General features: G+C 75.3%; 8 protein-coding genes and 1 pseudogene. 5 read left to right on the top strand and 4 right to left on the bottom strand.

Going from position 1 to position 14,352, the window contains the following annotated elements; translation table 11 throughout:
• Positions 1–17: 17 nt before the first annotated feature.
• Entirely contained in the window at positions 18–6,128 is a 6,111-nt protein-coding gene (locus AB0E07_RS26400) for a lonely Cys domain-containing protein (protein WP_362257016.1), read from the top strand.
• Positions 6,125–6,721 (top strand): annotated as a pseudogene (locus AB0E07_RS26395) (type VII secretion system-associated protein); the annotation flags it as partial. The gene AB0E07_RS26400 and the pseudogene AB0E07_RS26395, both read left to right, overlap by 4 nt.
• A 71-nt stretch (positions 6,722–6,792) precedes the next feature.
• Here the strand turns inward: AB0E07_RS26395 and AB0E07_RS26390 are convergent.
• The 4 genes from AB0E07_RS26390 to AB0E07_RS26375 form a co-directional block, all read right to left on the bottom strand.
• Entirely contained in the window at positions 6,793–8,172 is a 1,380-nt protein-coding gene (locus AB0E07_RS26390; protein WP_362257013.1) for a tannase/feruloyl esterase family alpha/beta hydrolase, read from the bottom strand.
• 182 nt (positions 8,173–8,354) lie between these two features.
• Positions 8,355–9,194 (bottom strand): hypothetical protein, encoded by an 840-nt coding sequence (locus AB0E07_RS26385; RefSeq protein ID WP_362257010.1) that lies wholly within the window; start codon positions 9,192–9,194, stop codon positions 8,355–8,357.
• Positions 9,195–9,330: 136 nt separating this feature from the next.
• Positions 9,331–9,627 (bottom strand): hypothetical protein, encoded by a 297-nt coding sequence (locus AB0E07_RS26380; RefSeq protein WP_362257004.1) that lies wholly within the window; start codon positions 9,625–9,627, stop codon positions 9,331–9,333.
• A 166-nt stretch (positions 9,628–9,793) separates the two neighbouring features.
• Positions 9,794–10,393 carry a class I SAM-dependent methyltransferase gene (locus AB0E07_RS26375; RefSeq protein ID WP_362257000.1) on the bottom strand — a complete coding sequence of 200 codons (600 nt, stop codon included), beginning with the start codon at positions 10,391–10,393 and terminating at the stop codon, positions 9,794–9,796.
• Positions 10,394–10,565: 172 nt separating this feature from the next.
• Between AB0E07_RS26375 and AB0E07_RS26370 the strand changes: the two genes are divergently transcribed.
• The 3 genes from AB0E07_RS26370 to AB0E07_RS26360 are packed head-to-tail and all read left to right on the top strand — an operon-like array spanning position 10,566 to position 14,342.
• Complete coding sequence (locus AB0E07_RS26370) at positions 10,566–11,339, top strand: MHYT domain-containing protein (RefSeq protein ID WP_362256997.1); 774 nt, start codon at positions 10,566–10,568, stop codon at positions 11,337–11,339.
• Positions 11,340–11,379: 40 nt separating this feature from the next.
• Positions 11,380–13,908 carry a sensor histidine kinase gene (locus tag AB0E07_RS26365; RefSeq protein WP_362256994.1) on the top strand — a complete coding sequence of 843 codons (2,529 nt, stop codon included), beginning with the start codon at positions 11,380–11,382 and terminating at the stop codon, positions 13,906–13,908.
• A complete protein-coding gene (locus AB0E07_RS26360; protein ID WP_362256991.1) occupies positions 13,905–14,342 on the top strand; it encodes a roadblock/LC7 domain-containing protein in 438 nt (145 codons plus the stop codon). Before AB0E07_RS26365 ends, AB0E07_RS26360 begins: the two co-directional genes overlap by 4 nt.
• The last annotated feature ends 10 nt before the right edge of the window (positions 14,343–14,352 follow it).

Genomic DNA, 14,352 nt, shown 5'->3' with positions numbered 1-14,352 from the left:
CCCTGGCCCGCACCGCGGTGGCCACCGCGGACGCCGCCCTGAAGCAGGCCGAGGCCGACGCGCGCCGGGACCACGGCACCGCCGACGCGAACACGGCCGCCGCGCAGGCCGCATGGGACGCCTTCACCGAGAACGCGGACGGCGCCGACCCCGACCACGACGGCTGGGCGGAACTGCTGCGGGACGAACAGGACGCCGCACGGGGCCGCCTGACGGAGGCACGGGAAACCGCCGCCCAGCTGCGAAAGGACGCCGACCAGCGCGTCGAAGCCGCGCGGGCCGAGAAGACGGCGGCCGACGAACGGCTCGACACCGCTCTGCTCTCCGCGAGGGCGCCCGACCGGGCACGCGACGACGCCACCGCCCGCCGGGACGAGGCACGCGACGCCTTCGAGACCCGCCGCGACGAACTGGACGCGCTCCGGGACGCGGCGGAGCGGGCCGCGAGCGAGTACCACCGGGTACGGGCCGGCGCCGACCAGCTCACCCGCTGGCATCGGCTCGCGGCCACCTCGGAGGGCCGCGAGGAGCTGGAGGGCATCGCGGAGCCGCCCCCGGTGACGTTCACGCCCCCGCCCAAGCCGCCCGCGCCCAAGTCCCCGGCCCCGCCGCGCTACACCAGGACCGGCACGGGCACGGCCACCGTCCTCACATCCCCCACGAGCGAGACGTACACGCTGCACGACGTCCCGAGGGACGGGGACGCCTTCCTCCGCTCGCTCGCCCACGGACTCGAACTCGCGGCTCCCGGGCTGCTCGCCGCGGAGGGCATCGACCTCGCCGACCCGGGCGCCATGTCCGGGCTGCGCCGCAAACTGGCCTCCTGGCTCACCGACCACGCCGACGACGAGCTGCTGGCCTCCGTCGCCCCCGACTTCACCGACGCCTTCACCGCCGAGGAGATCGCCGCGGCCGGTCTCGACCTCGGCACCGACACACCGGCCCGCCGCGAGTTCGACGGCCTCGGCGGTCTGATCCCGCACGCCGTCGACCTCGATCCCGCGACCCGCGCCGAACTGGCCGTCGCGCAACTCCTGCGCCGGGGTGACGCCCCGTCCGAGGCGGGCTGGGACCACGGCGCGGCGGACCTCCTCCCGCTGCTGGCCGCACGGACCTTCGGCGTGCGGGTCACCGTCGTCGACGGCGACGGCGCCTTCCAGGACTTCGGCGGTCCCGCGGACCCGAAGGGCGCGCTGAGCGGACTCGTCGGCCCGTCCCCGCACACGGGCGCACACGTCGTACTCAGCCTCGACGACCGCCACTACCGGCTCGCGGTGCCGGTGAAGAAGACGCCCACGGCGAAGGGGAAGGAGAGCACGTCGGTCGAGGGGGCGTCGGTTGTTGGGGAGTTGGCGTCGGTCAAGGGGACGTCGGTTGTTGGGGAGTTGGCATCGGTCAAAGGGCTCTCGGGTGCTGGGGAGTTGGCGTCGGCCGAGGGGACTTCTGCCGTTGAGGAGTCCGCGCCGGTCAAGGAGACCCCCGTCGTTGAGGAGTCCGCGCCGGTCAAGGAGACCCCCGTCGTTGAGGAGTCCGCGCCCCTCAAGGAGACCCCGGTTGTTGAGGAGTCCGCGCCCGTCAAAGAGACCCCCGCCCCTGTGCACTTGGACGCCGGTGACCGGGCGAGGGGCCGTCGCGTGCCCGTGCCCGCCACCGGCGAGTGTCTGCTGTACTCCTTCATGGCCGGCGACCCCGTACACCTCCGGGCCCGTCTGACCGGCCTCGCCGCGACCGACCGTGCCGCCCACGACTGGCTCGGGACCCCGGACACGGTCCGTGCCGATCTGCGGCGCGAGGCCGGGATCTACTCCACCACGGGCAAGCTCCCCGCCGGCCCCGCTCGGGCCGCGCTGCACGCGATGCGGGCCCACGTGGAGGACTACGTGGCGCGCAGCGAGGGGCGGCTGCACCCGCAGATCGTCGGCCAGTTCCGGCAGACGGTCGCCGACGCCTTCGCCCGCCGCGTCCGGGGGATGAACAGGGCGGAGCGGCTCGCGGCCCTCGCCCACCACGGGGTCGACGGCATCCCCGTGCCCGAGGCACTCGACCCCGCCGAACTGCTCGCGCGGTACGTCGACGCCCGGACGGCGACCCGCCCCGCCGACCTCGACCTCTCCGTATCGGACGCGCGTGCCCTGTACCGGGCGGAGGCCGAGGAGCTGAGCCCGCGCCGTATGTTCGCGTACCTGGAGGCACACGGGCTGCTGCCGGATCCCGGCGACCTCGACGACGCCGCCCTCGAACGTCTGCTCAGCACGGTCTACCCGCAGAGCACGGCGCCGCTGGACGACTCGGAACTGCCCGTGCTGCTGGACGCCGTCGTCAACTGGGAGGACCGCTGGGGGACACCCGCGGGGGAGATCTTCCTCCCTCTGCTCGCACACGCCTTCGATCTGCGGGTCGATGTCGTGCGGTCGCTCCCTTCAGGGACCCGTCGGGTCAACCGCGTCGGACCCGACACCGCCCCCCGGCGGACAGAGGTCCACTACAACGGCAGCAACCACTACGACGGCAGCGACGCACCGGCCCAAGGGGTCCTGGGGGGTCCCGCCTTGCCACCTCCGCCCGCAGAGGGCTCGGCGGTTCCGCAGGCGGCCCCCACTCCGGTGACGGCCGGCGCGGACACCGGACCGACGCTCGGCGCGGACACCGGACCGACGCCCGGCGACCTCGGCCCGCCGGCGACGACACCGGAAGCGATCCCCGACCCGGTTCGCGAACTCGCCTCACGCCTCCCCGGTCTGCCCACCGCGGACCGCGACGCGGCACTGGAGGGGCTGACCCCCGAGGAGCGGGAACGGCTCGCCGCCGATCCCGCGCTCGTGGACGCCCTGCGTACCGCGCTGGATCCCGCCGAGTTCGCCTCGGTCGCGGCGAACCTGATGACCCAGGTGCCCGCCGGCGTCGAACGGCCCGTCTCCGCCCGGGACCGGGCCCGCACCCAGGTCGCCCGGCTGCTCCAGGACCCCGAGGTCGCGGCCCGCCTCCTCAAGGGAGGCTCACGGGTCGTGGTCGTGCCCAAGGGCGAGGCCATGACCTCCCTGGACGCCTTCCGCGACCTGCGCGGCGGGGTCAGTGACGACGGCCGTCCCTGGGAGCGCGTCCGCGGCGCGGGACGGCGCACGGCGGCCGTCACCGAGGAGAACCTGCTGGGCGAGCGCACCACGGTCCCCACCGACGGGTCCGCCTACCCCGACGGCTACTCGACCACGGTCCACGAGGTGGCCCACACCGTCCACCTGCACGGCCTGGACGACGAGGACCGCGCCCGCGTCACCGAGGCGTTCCGGGCCACCGAACGCGCGGGCGAGGCGGGCTCCTGGCCCGACGGCGACCTCCACGGCCACGACGCCCACGGCCGCCGCAGCGCCCCCAACTACAGCAGCCGCGACGAGCGCGAGTTCTTCGCCCAGCTCACCAACGTCTATCTGATGGCCAACGGCGGCACCGACCCGTACACCGGACGGCCGCGCAACAACGGCGGCCCCGAGTGGGTCCGGGTCCACCAACCGGCCCTGTACCCCCTGCTGCGCAGGCTGTACGGCGAGGGCCCCCGCCCCCGGACCCGGCATCCGCGCAGTGTCGAGCCCGCCCGCCCGCGCGGGGTGCGCCCCTCGGCGGTGAACCCCGTCGACGCCACCGACGTCGAGAACGAGGCACTGGACCGCGCCCGCGCCCTGTGGGAGATCGCGGAAGGCGGCCGGGGCGACGACAGCGACGCCCACACCGCCGTCCGCGCCCTGTGGGACGGGGCCGCCGGGGAACACCGGCCGCAGCCTCACCCGCCCGCTCCGCGGCCGGTCCCGCCCCCGGTGCGGCCCGAGCGGTTCACGTCCGCGCCGCCGCCCGCCGAAGACCCGGTCCAGCGCCGGCTCAGGGAACTGTGGGCCGTCGTCGACGCCACCTTCGGTTCCCGGCCGCTGCCCGAGCAGACGCGCACCGCGCTCCACAACTCGCTGCGCGTCATCGATGCCGCGCGCACCGGGCACCCCCGGTTCGGCCGGGAACCACTGGACCTGGACGGCATCACCCGCATGCTGCTCCATCTGCCGCCGGACGCACCGGTGGACGCGGCCCTGCACTTCGACGCCTTCTCCCTCGTCGGCAGCGCCCACCGCCGGGGCCGGGCCGGCACCCTGGACGCCGTCGCCGCCTACGGGCTGACCCGGCAGGGCTACCCCCAGCAGTCCGAACTCCACGGGCCGGACGGCGCGCCGCACGGCAGGAACTGGACCGGACGCCCCGGCCTGACCCTGCACCTGGACCGGGTCGCCGACCAGCGGGGCGTCCGTCCCGCACCCTGGGGGACCGCGGCGCACGCGGTCGTGGCCGAGCGCGACGACGAGGGTCGGCTGCTGCTCGCCGGACAGCCGGTGTCGGACGAGGAGTTCGCAGAACTGGTACGGCACGACTCGCGGCGGCAGCCGGACGTGCCCGTGGTGGTCCTCATGGCGGAGGACGGCGGCCGCAACGAGTCCCTGGCCCGGCTGATCGCGGACCGTGCCGGAACCCGCGCCTGGTTCTCCTACGGCGACCTGCGCCTCCAGCCCGCCCCGGACGGCCGCCGCGTGCCCTTCCTGGCCGAGCCCGCCACCGGCAGCGACCCGGCCGGTACCTGGGTGCCCGCGGACCCGGGCCTCGTGCCCGACGACCCCGGGGCCACCGTCACCGCCGCGAACGGCACACCCTTCCCCGACACGGACATCCAGTCGTACCCGCTGGTCACGGCCGACGGACAGGAACTGACCGGACGGGCCTTCCTCGACGCGCACGACATGGCCCTGCGGGAACAGTCCTTCCGGCCGCTGTCCGCCGTCCAGCACTACTCCAACGTCATGGAAGGGCTGCCCGGTGTGTACGCCGGACGCGAGAGCGGCGCCCTCCCCCTGCCGCGCGGCCTGGCCGGCTCCTACGTCGCCGTCGGCCACGGCGACCAGGGACGCACCACCCTGCCCCGCCGCAGCACCGGCGCCAACCAGGCCGTCCATCCGCGCCAGTTGGGCCGGATGCTGGCCCGCCGCGCGAGCCTGCGGGCACTGCCGCCCGAACGGCCGGTGTGGCTGCTGGTCTGCGAGCTGTCGATGACCCGCCCCGACCAGGACCTGCTCACCCACCCGCCCTCCTCCCAGTACGTCGCCAACGAGACCGGCCGCACCGTCTTCACCGTGAACATGCAGGTCGGCACCAGCGAGGCCGAGGGCGAACGGCCGCCGCGACTACTTGTGTTCGACGACCCCGACCACCCCGTGGGCCGCATCGAGGAGTTCCCGCCCGAACCGGGGACCGACGCCCTTGACGCGCTCGCCGACCTCGGCGGACTGCCCCCGCAGCTGCCGGGGCGCACCGACCGGGCCCGGCACTGGGTGCGCGCCCTGCGGCGGACCCACGGTGTGCGCGTCGACTCCGACCCGGCCCGCGAGGCGGAGTTCCACGAACTGATCGAGGGCTTCGGCGCCCTGGAACGGCTCCGGTTCCGGAACGCCGGCGACCATGATCCCGGCCCGCTCACCTGGGGAGGACTCCACCAGATCGTCGGCCGGTACGCCGCGCGCGACGGCCTGGACGGGGCACTGAGCGCCGCCTCCCTGGAACACCTGCTGCGCGCCGCCCTCGACGGCGGACTGAGTCCGCACGACACCGCGGTACCCGGCGCGGCCGCAGCACCCCCGCCCGCCCCGGTTGCCCCGCCCTCCCCGCCCTCCCCGGTCGGGCGGGAGGCCGAGGCCGCGCTGCTGGCCGCCCTGGGCGGCAGTGAGCCGCTCGCCGGACTGCTTCCGGCGGAGCAGCCCGCCCGCGGCGAAGCCTTCCGGCAGTGGCTGTCGGACGCCGTACGGGAGGAGGACCTCACCGAGGACCAGGTGCCCCCTCTCACCCCCTCCGCCACGATCCCGCTGGAACTGCTCGCAGGGGCGGGCCACCGGCTGACCGACGCCCAGACGATGGAGGGCGCCCTGCTCGGCGACCGGCTGCCGGTGACCGGCCTGACCGTGGGCCCCGCCGTACGGCTGCGGCTGCTGCTCGCCGACCCCACGCTGGGGGCCGGACTCCCGGCGGCCCTGCTGACGGCCCTCGCGCTGCGGGCGCTCGGTGTCCGGCAACTCCCGCACGCACCCTTCCCGAGGAACCCATGACCGACTCCGCCGCCCCCGGAACCCGTCCCGCGGAGGGCGTCCCGGTACCGCCGGGCCACCCCCGATTCCGCCCGCCCACGGAGGAGTTCGTCACGGCCGCCCGTCTCGCGCCGGGCCACTGGCTGGCGCTGGTGGACCGGCACTGGAACGGTGCGGCGGGCGAGGCGCCGCCGGACTGGGCGGTGCCGGGCCGCTGGCGCAGCGACGCCCGCGGCGAGATCGTCGAGTGGGCGGAGAACCCCGGCCACCGGCCCTCACCGGACGCCTACGGCTGGGACCCGCCGGCCGGCCCGGCCGACGCCGCGGCACGCCTGGTCGCCACCGGCTACGAGCACGCGGACCTGCTCGCCGTGGTCCTCGCCGACGCCGAGGTGGCGGTCTGCCTCGACGCCGCGGGCCGGCCCGCGGTGACGGAGGCGCCCGACGGCACCCCCGCCGTGCCCGTCTTCCCGCCCGGCCCCGAGCCGGCCGACGGTCACCTGCCCGTGCACGAGGTGATGCCGGTGCCCGATCTCCTCGAACGGATCCCCGAGGGGCGGGACATCCTCTTCCTCAGCTCCTCCGCGCCGGTCGCCCAACTCGTCACCGCAGCGGCCCTGCGGGCCGGCCTGGCCGCCGTCCTCCGCCACGAGGCGCCGTCGGCCGCCGATGGCGCCGGTGACGCTCAGGCCGAATCCCGCAGCGCGCAGGAGTCGACCACGTCGCCGCCCGCGGGCCGGGTGACGGTGCGGTCGGCGGGCGGCCGTACGCCCCGCTCCACCCAGGAGACCAGCGCGTCGAACGCCGAGCGGTAGCAGGGCAGGATCGGGCGCAGCCGGTCCGGATGGCTGTCGTACAGGCCGTCGACGTGCGTGCCGCCCTCGACGGTGTAGTAGCGGTGCAGCGCGCCGCGGCCGGCCCGGTCCACCATCCGCGCGTACACGTCCGAGTCCGCGGCCTTCGGCAGCAGCGCGTCGAGGTCGCCGTGCAGCGTGACCAGCGGCCTGCCGATCCGCCCGGTCAGCGCCACCCGGGCCACCGCGCGATGGACGGAGGCCGGGCGCGAGGCGTAGTCGTAGGCCGCGTCCTCGGCACACGGCGCGAGGACCTGCTCCGGGGTGGTACCGGCCGAGGCGCCGGGACAGTCCGGGGCGTACGACGGGTCGAACTCGGCCCGGTAGATCTTCTGGGTGACGCCCCAGTAGGCCCGCTCGTGGTACGGCCACAGGAACTCGGAGCCGCGCGCGAAGCCCACCGCGTACAGGTCCTCGTCCCGTGCCGCGCCGGTCGTCCGGGCCACGGTTGTGGGCAGGGACGTCAGCAGATTCGGGCCGTGGGCCGTCCACAGCGCGCCTTCCCAGTCCACGCCGCCGTCGTAGAGCTCCGGATGGTTCTCCAGCTGCCAGCGGGTGAGGTAGCCGCCGTTGGAGATCCCGGTCATGTAGGTGTGCCGGGGGAGGTGACCGTAGCGCTGGGCGACCGCCCGCCGTGCCGCGCGGGTGAGCTGCGTGGTCCGGGTGTTCCACTCGGCGACCGCGTCGCCGGGACGGTCGCCGTCGCGGTAGAAGTCGGAGCCGTTGTTGCCCTTGTCGGTCGCCGCGTAGGCGAAGCCCTGGGCGAGCACCCGGTCGGAGATCGCCTTGTCGGTGGCGTACTGGCGCCGGGTGCCCGGCGCGCCCGTGACGACGAGCCCGCCGTTCCAGTCGTCCGGCAGCCGGATCACGAACTGCGCGTCGTGCCGCCAGCCGTGCGTGGCGTTGAACCGTGAGGAGTCCGGGAAGTAGCCGTCGATCTGGATCCCGGGCACCCCCGACGGCGGCCGCGTCCCGGCGGCTGTCAGACCCGCCTGGTCGGCCGGGTCGGTGTACGGGGTGCCCGCCAGGCCCGTGGTGGTCAGGTCCGGCAGACAGGCCGTCCGCTGGAACTCCGCGCCGGGCACCCGCAGCCGATCCTGGCGCCCGCAGTGGTCTTCACCGGCCGGGCTCGCCCCGGCGGGAGCGGGCCAGGTGAGCGCCGCCGTCAGCAAGGCGGTGACGGCGAACGGAACACCTCGGGACGGACGCATGGGTGCCTCCAGGGCAGCGGGACAGGGGAGGACCCGGCAGGGGGCCCTGCCGAAGTCGCCCCATGGTCCGACCCCTTCCGCACCTCATCCATGGGCTGGGCCCACATGGAACGACGGCGCCGCATGGTGCGCCCAAACACCGCCTCACCTCGGGCACACCGCCTCAGTGGGAGCACACCGCCTCAGCTGGGGCGTACGGCCATCCTGTCGAGCGCCTCCAGGAGACCGGGCAGCTCGGGCCCGCGTCCTACCGGAAGGACCTCGCCGGGTTCGTCGTCGAGCAGCACGAACGCGATGTCGTCCGTCCTCGCCACGAGCGACCAGCCCGGACCGTCGGCGCGCAGGGTACGGGCGTCGCCCGACGCGAAGGCGGAGCGGACCCGGCCCAGCGGCGGCGGGGTGTCCACGTAGGCGCGCGCCTCGGCGAGGACCCGGCGGATGCCGCTGTGCCCCTTCGGCGTGTCCTCCGGGGCCTCCTCGTCGCCCTCCTCCGGCCCGGAGTCGCCGTCGAGGCTCGGGAAGTCGGAGTCGTCGATCTGCTCGCGCCACACCGCCCACTGCAGGGCGATCTCGTCCGCGCCCAGCCGCCGCTGCGCCGGGCCCCAGACGGACGTGTCCGGCGGGGACAGCGGCGGGGGGTCCGCCGCGTCCGGCTCGGGGTCGTGCGGAGCGGGCACGTTGGGCGCCGCGACGGCGACCGCCAGGGGCCAGCCGGGCAGGGCCGCGACGACCGTCCGCTCGTCCGGGGACAGGTCGTACTCCATGCCGCAGTCCCAGGACGCGATGGCGACCGCGACCAGCGAGACGTCGTCGATGACGACCGTCCAGCGGGCGCCGTCGCCGTCCTGGCCGATCACCAGCCCGTACCCGTCGGCGAGCGGCGCGAGGCCCAGCGCCGCGCACGCCTCCGGATAGTCGTCGCCCAGCACGCTCGGGAACTTCGCCGGCGTCAGCAGCACCGCCGTGAGCACATACAGCGCGTCGTCCTCGGCGGCGACGGCGCCCTCGTCCGTCCCGGCCATCCCAGCCTCCCCATCGGTTCGTCCAACGGCGCGCACCCTAGTGCGACGGGAAGCCGCTTGTCACGACCACCCACCCCACTCGGAGCTGCTGTTTTCCGGTTGGACGGGGTGAAAACGGCCTCCCGGTGGGTCCCGGTCAGGCCGCCGGGAGGCCGAGGAGGTCCCGCGCGACGGCACGCGGGGACTCGTCGCGCTCGCGCGCGAGGGCGATGACGGCACGGCACGCCAGCTCGTTCACGCCGAACGACAGCGCTTCCGGCGACACCCACCCCGCGGCCTCGTCGACACGCTCCTGGTCGTCCTCCGCGCAGGCCGAGACATAGGCGGCGGCCGCTTCGAAGAGGTTGTGCGTACGCGTGTCCCGGTCGGCGCTCGCCCCCGTGCGCCAGGCGTCCAGCACCTTGCCCCATGACTGTCGGACCCTGCCGAACATGACGGCCACCTTCCCCCTGATCGTCCTTGCCCGTCGTTTCATCTCCTGCTGTTCAACGTAGAGTTGAAATTCCGGCAGCAGAAGAGGGCGTCGCCGTCAAGGGCGTTGGGCCGTCGGAGCGGTGCGCGGTCCGGGGCCGGATGCGGAGCGGGATGCGCGGCGGGGCTCAGTCCTCCCGCACGGCGAGCGCGAGGAACCGGGTGTCCTCGTCCACGTACGAGGTCATGCGCCAGCCGGAACCGGCCAGCAGGGGGCGGAGATTGGGCTCGGCCCGCAGGTCCTCGGGGGTGATCCGCCGCCCCTGCCGGGCCGCGAGCGCCGCCCTGCCGATCGGATGGAAGAGGGCCAGTGTGCCGCCCGGGCGCACCACGCGGGCCAGCTCCCGCAGGTCCCGGTCCGGCCGGGGCAGATGGGAGATCAGGCCCGCGCCGAACACGGCGTCGAGCGAGCGCGTACGGACGGGGAGCGCGGCCACGTCGGCGAGCAGCAGCCGGCCGTCCCGGTGGCGTCCCGCCCGTACGGCGGCTTCGAGCATGGCCGGGGTCAGATCGGCGCCCAGGACCACGCCCGAGGGGCCCACGGCCGCGCGCAGCGGCGGCAGCGCCCGCCCGGTGCCGCAGCCGGCGTCGAGCACCCGGTCGCCCTCGCGTAGACCGAGTTCGGCGACGGCGGCCGCGTAGGCCGGGCCGTCGCCGGGGAACCGGGTGTCCCAGTCGTCTGCACGGGCGGAGAAGAACTCCTGGACACGTGTGTGGTCGTCGCTCATGTCCGGCATGATCCCGCACCGGCCGGGGCGACGCCCCACCGACAGGGATGAGCGGGGCCGCACAGCTTCGAGCCCTGGCCGATCATTCTTCGTAAGTATCCGTGTCATATTGCAACACCTTTCGAAATGCGCCCCCTTTGTGCCCCCATGCCCCGACTAGCGTCCCTGGGTCATGGGACACCTGGACCACGCGGCCCTGGGGCTGCTCACCCCGGCGCTGTCGTACGTGATGGCCTGCATCGGCGCCGCGCTCGGCCTGCGCTGCACCGTCCGCGCGCTCGGTGCGACCGGCCGGTCACGTCGCAACTGGCTCATCACGGCCGCGTCGGCCATCGGCACCGGCATCTGGACCATGCACTTCGTGGCGATGCTGGGCTTCAGCGTCAGCGGCACCGACATCCGCTACGACGTGCCGCTCACCATCGTGAGCCTGCTCGTCGCGATGGCCGTGGTCTGCGCGGGCGTCTTCGCCGTCGGCTACGGCCGCGACCGCACCCGCGCCCTCCTGCTGGGCGGACTCACCACGGGCCTCGGCGTGGCCAGCATGCACTACCTGGGGATGGCGGCCGTGCGGCTGCACGGCGAGGTCCGCTACGACCCCGCCCTCGTGGGGCTGTCGGTCCTGATCGCCGTCGCGGCGGCGACGGCCGCGCTGTGGGCGGCGCTGAACATCAAGTCGCCCGTCGCCGTCACGGTCGCCTCCCTGATCATGGGCGCGGCGGTCAGCAGCATGCACTACACCGGGATGTTCGCGGTGAGCGTGCGGGTCACACCCGGCGGCGGCGTCCTGCCCGGGGCCACGGCGATGCAGTTCATCTTCCCCCTCGCCGTCGGCCTCGGGTCCTACCTCTTCCTGACCTCGGCCTTCGTCGCGCTGTCCCCGACGACCGGGGAGCGCGAGGCGTCCGCCTCCGCGCAACGGCCGGTCGAGAGCGCCGCCCACTAGCCGGGCCCGCCCCGACGAACCACTCCCGAGCGAGGAGGCCATGCGTACACCCCGCAGGACCACCGCACCCGGCGCCGAGACGGCGTCCGCACCACCCCCGCGCGGCCGCCGCGCGCACGCGGGACCGCCCGCCGACGAAAGCCCCGAGGACCCCTCCGGCGCGATACCGGCCGACCCGCCCGCGCGCGGGGGCGGGTGGCACGTCCGGCCGCGCACGGTCCGGGCCAAGATCGTCTGTCTGCTGATGGTGCCGGTCGTCTCGCTGCTGGCGCTGTGGGCGTACGCCACCGTCACCACCGCGCAGGACGTCTCCCGGCTGCGGCAGGTGCAGCGCGTCGACGCCGGGATCCGGACGCCCGTCGCCGAGGCCGTCGCCGCCCTCCAGGCCGAACGCGCCACCGCGGTACGGCTCACCACCGACCCCGCCGCGGTGCCGGGCGACGACTACCGCAAGCTCGCCGAGCGCACCGACGAGGCCGTGGCCGCCCTGCGGCTCGGCCCGGACAACACCGTCGCCCACGCCGAGGAACTGCCCCCCGAGGTGGCCGGCCGGCTGGAGGAGTTCGTCAGCGGCGCCGAGCGCCTCGACACCCTGCGCACCGCCGTGCGCGACGGCGGCTCCGGCTGGAGCGAGACCTACCGCCGGTACACCGGCACCATCGGAGCGGCCTTCGCGGTGGGCGGCGCGCTCACCGGCATCCAGGACGCCGACCTCGGCTCGGACGCGCGCGTACTGCTGGAGTTCTCCCGCGCCGCGGAGGCGCTGTCCCAGGAGGACGCGCTCCTGGCCGGCGCCCGCCTGACCGGCCGCCTCGACGGGGAGCGGCTGCGGCTGTTCACCGGCGCCGTGGAGACCCGCCGCGCCCTCACCGGGGTGGCCGTCGTCGATCTGCGGGGCGCCGAGCGCGCCGCCTGGCGGGACCTGGCCGACAGCGGTGCGTACGCCGCCGTCGGTGCCGCGGAGGACGCGGTCCTCGCCGCCGCGCCCGGCGAGCGCGCGGCCGACGCGATCCCGGAGGCGGCCTGGGACGGGGCCTTCGCGCGCGTGCAGGACGGGATGCGCGGCATCGAGGCTGACGCGGGACACGGCGTCGCCGACCGCGCCGACCCCTTCACCCGGGGTCTGCTCACCCCGGCCGGGGCCGCGGTGCTCTTCGGCCTCGCCGCCGTCCTCGCCTCGCTGGTGATCTCCGTCCGGATCGGCCGCGGGCTCGTCGTGGAACTGGTCAGCCTGCGCAACAGCGCGCTGGAGATCGCCCGCCGCAAACTCCCCGAGGCCATGCGCAGACTGCGCGCGGGCGACGAGATCGACATCCGCGCCGAGGCCCCGCCCGGCGAACCCGCGGAGGACGAGACCGGACAGGTCGCCGAGGCGCTGGGCACCGTGCACCGCGCCGCGCTGCGCGCCGCCGTGGAGCGCGCCGAGCTGGCCAGCGGCATCTCCGGGGTCTTCGTCAACCTCGCCCGCCGCAGCCAGGTCCTGGTCCACCGTCAGCTGAGCCTGCTCGACAGCATGGAGCGCCGCTCGGACGACCCGAACGAACTGAGCGACCTGTTCCGGCTGGACCACCTCACCACCCGGATGCGCCGCCACGCGGAGAGCCTGATCATCCTCTCCGGCGCGGCACCCGGACGCGCCTGGCGGATGCCGGTCTCGCTGACGAACGTGGTCCGCGCCGCCGTGTCCGAGGTCGAGGACTACGCGCGCGTGGAGGTGCGTCAGCTCCCCGAGGCGGCCGTCATCGGCGCCGCCGTGGCCGACCTCACGCACCTGCTGGCCGAACTCGTCGAGAACGCGGCGCAGTTCTCGCCGCCGCACACCCGGGTCCGCGTCACCGGCGAACCCGTCGGCAACGGCTACGCGATCGAGGTCGAGGACCGCGGCCTGGGCATGGGCAAGGAGACCCTCACCGAGGCCAACCGGCGGATCGAGCAGTCCGAGGCGCTCGACCTCTTCGACAGCGACAGGCTCGGTCTGTTCGTGGTCAGCAGGCTCTCCGCCCGCCACGGCATCAAGGTGCACCTGCGCACCTCGCCCTACGGCGGCACCACCGCGGTGGTTCTGCTGCCCACCGCCCTGCTGCACGGCGGCGCGGCGGAACGTTCCCCCCGGACGGCGGCCGAGCCGCCCCCGCCCGCCGAGCGCTCCTTCGCGCGCGTGCCCGGCGGCACCTCCCGGCAGGAGCCCGTCCAGGCCCCCGCCGACCGGCCCGCGCTGGTCGCCCCCGCGCCCGTCGCCGCACACGCCACGACCGAACCACCGCCCCCCGGAGTCACCGCCTTGCGCCTGCACCGCCCCCCGGACGACTCCCACGACTCCCAGGGCTCCGACGACCTCCCGCGCCGGGTCCGGCAGGCGAGCCTCGCACCCCAGTTGCGCGAGCACGCCGAGGAGCCCGCCCCGACCGTCTCCCCGGGAGACGACGCACGACGCACACCCGAACTCGTACGCGACCGCATGGCGGCGTACCGCGACGGCTGGGCGCGCGGCGGCGGGCGGCAGCCCGGCCGCGGCACCGCCCCGGCCCCCTCGGCGCACAGCGACACCAGCGAAGGAAATCCCGCATGATCCAGGACCCCGGCCCCAGGACCGCCCCGCGCTCCGGCGAACTCGACTGGCTGCTGGACGACCTGGTGCTGCGCGTGCACGAGGTACGGCACGCGGTCGTGCTCTCCAACGACGGGCTGGCCGTGGGCGCCTCGACCGACCTCAGCCGCGAGGACGCCGAACATCTCGCCGCGGTCGCCTCCGGGTTCCACAGCCTGGCCAAGGGCGCCGGCCGGCACTTCGGGGCCGGCGGGGTGCGCCAGACCATGGTGGAGATGGACGAGGGCTTCCTGTTCGTCGCCGCCGCGGGCGACGGCTCCTGCCTGGCCCTGCTCACCGCCGTGACCGCCGACATCGGCCTGGTGGCGTACGAGATGGCCCGCTTGGTGAAACGTGTCGGCGAGCATTTGCACACCGCGCCCCGCACGGGCGCGCGACCGCCCGCCGCGGGCTGAGGCGAGAAGG

This window comes from Streptomyces sp. NPDC048002, assembly GCF_040653275.1.
Lineage (GTDB): Bacteria > Actinomycetota > Actinomycetes > Streptomycetales > Streptomycetaceae > Streptomyces.
The sequence above is the reverse complement of the archived record's forward strand: the minus strand, read 5'-3'. Positions and strand labels throughout refer to the sequence as shown.

What these genes read in the sequence shown, in the direction of transcription:
- AB0E07_RS26390 (WP_362257013.1), bottom strand. Translation starts at nt 8,172, where the DNA reads ATGCGTCCGTCCCGAGGTGTTCCGTTCGCCGTCACCGCCTTGCTGACG.
- AB0E07_RS26385 (WP_362257010.1), bottom strand. Translation starts at nt 9,194, where the DNA reads ATGGCCGGGACGGACGAGGGCGCCGTCGCCGCCGAGGACGACGCGCTG.
- AB0E07_RS26365 (WP_362256994.1), top strand. Translation starts at nt 11,380, where the DNA reads ATGCGTACACCCCGCAGGACCACCGCACCCGGCGCCGAGACGGCGTCC.
- AB0E07_RS26360 (WP_362256991.1), top strand. Translation starts at nt 13,905, where the DNA reads ATGATCCAGGACCCCGGCCCCAGGACCGCCCCGCGCTCCGGCGAACTC.
- AB0E07_RS26380 (WP_362257004.1), bottom strand. Translation starts at nt 9,627, where the DNA reads ATGTTCGGCAGGGTCCGACAGTCATGGGGCAAGGTGCTGGACGCCTGG.
- AB0E07_RS26375 (WP_362257000.1), bottom strand. Translation starts at nt 10,393, where the DNA reads ATGAGCGACGACCACACACGTGTCCAGGAGTTCTTCTCCGCCCGTGCA.
- AB0E07_RS26370 (WP_362256997.1), top strand. Translation starts at nt 10,566, where the DNA reads ATGGGACACCTGGACCACGCGGCCCTGGGGCTGCTCACCCCGGCGCTG.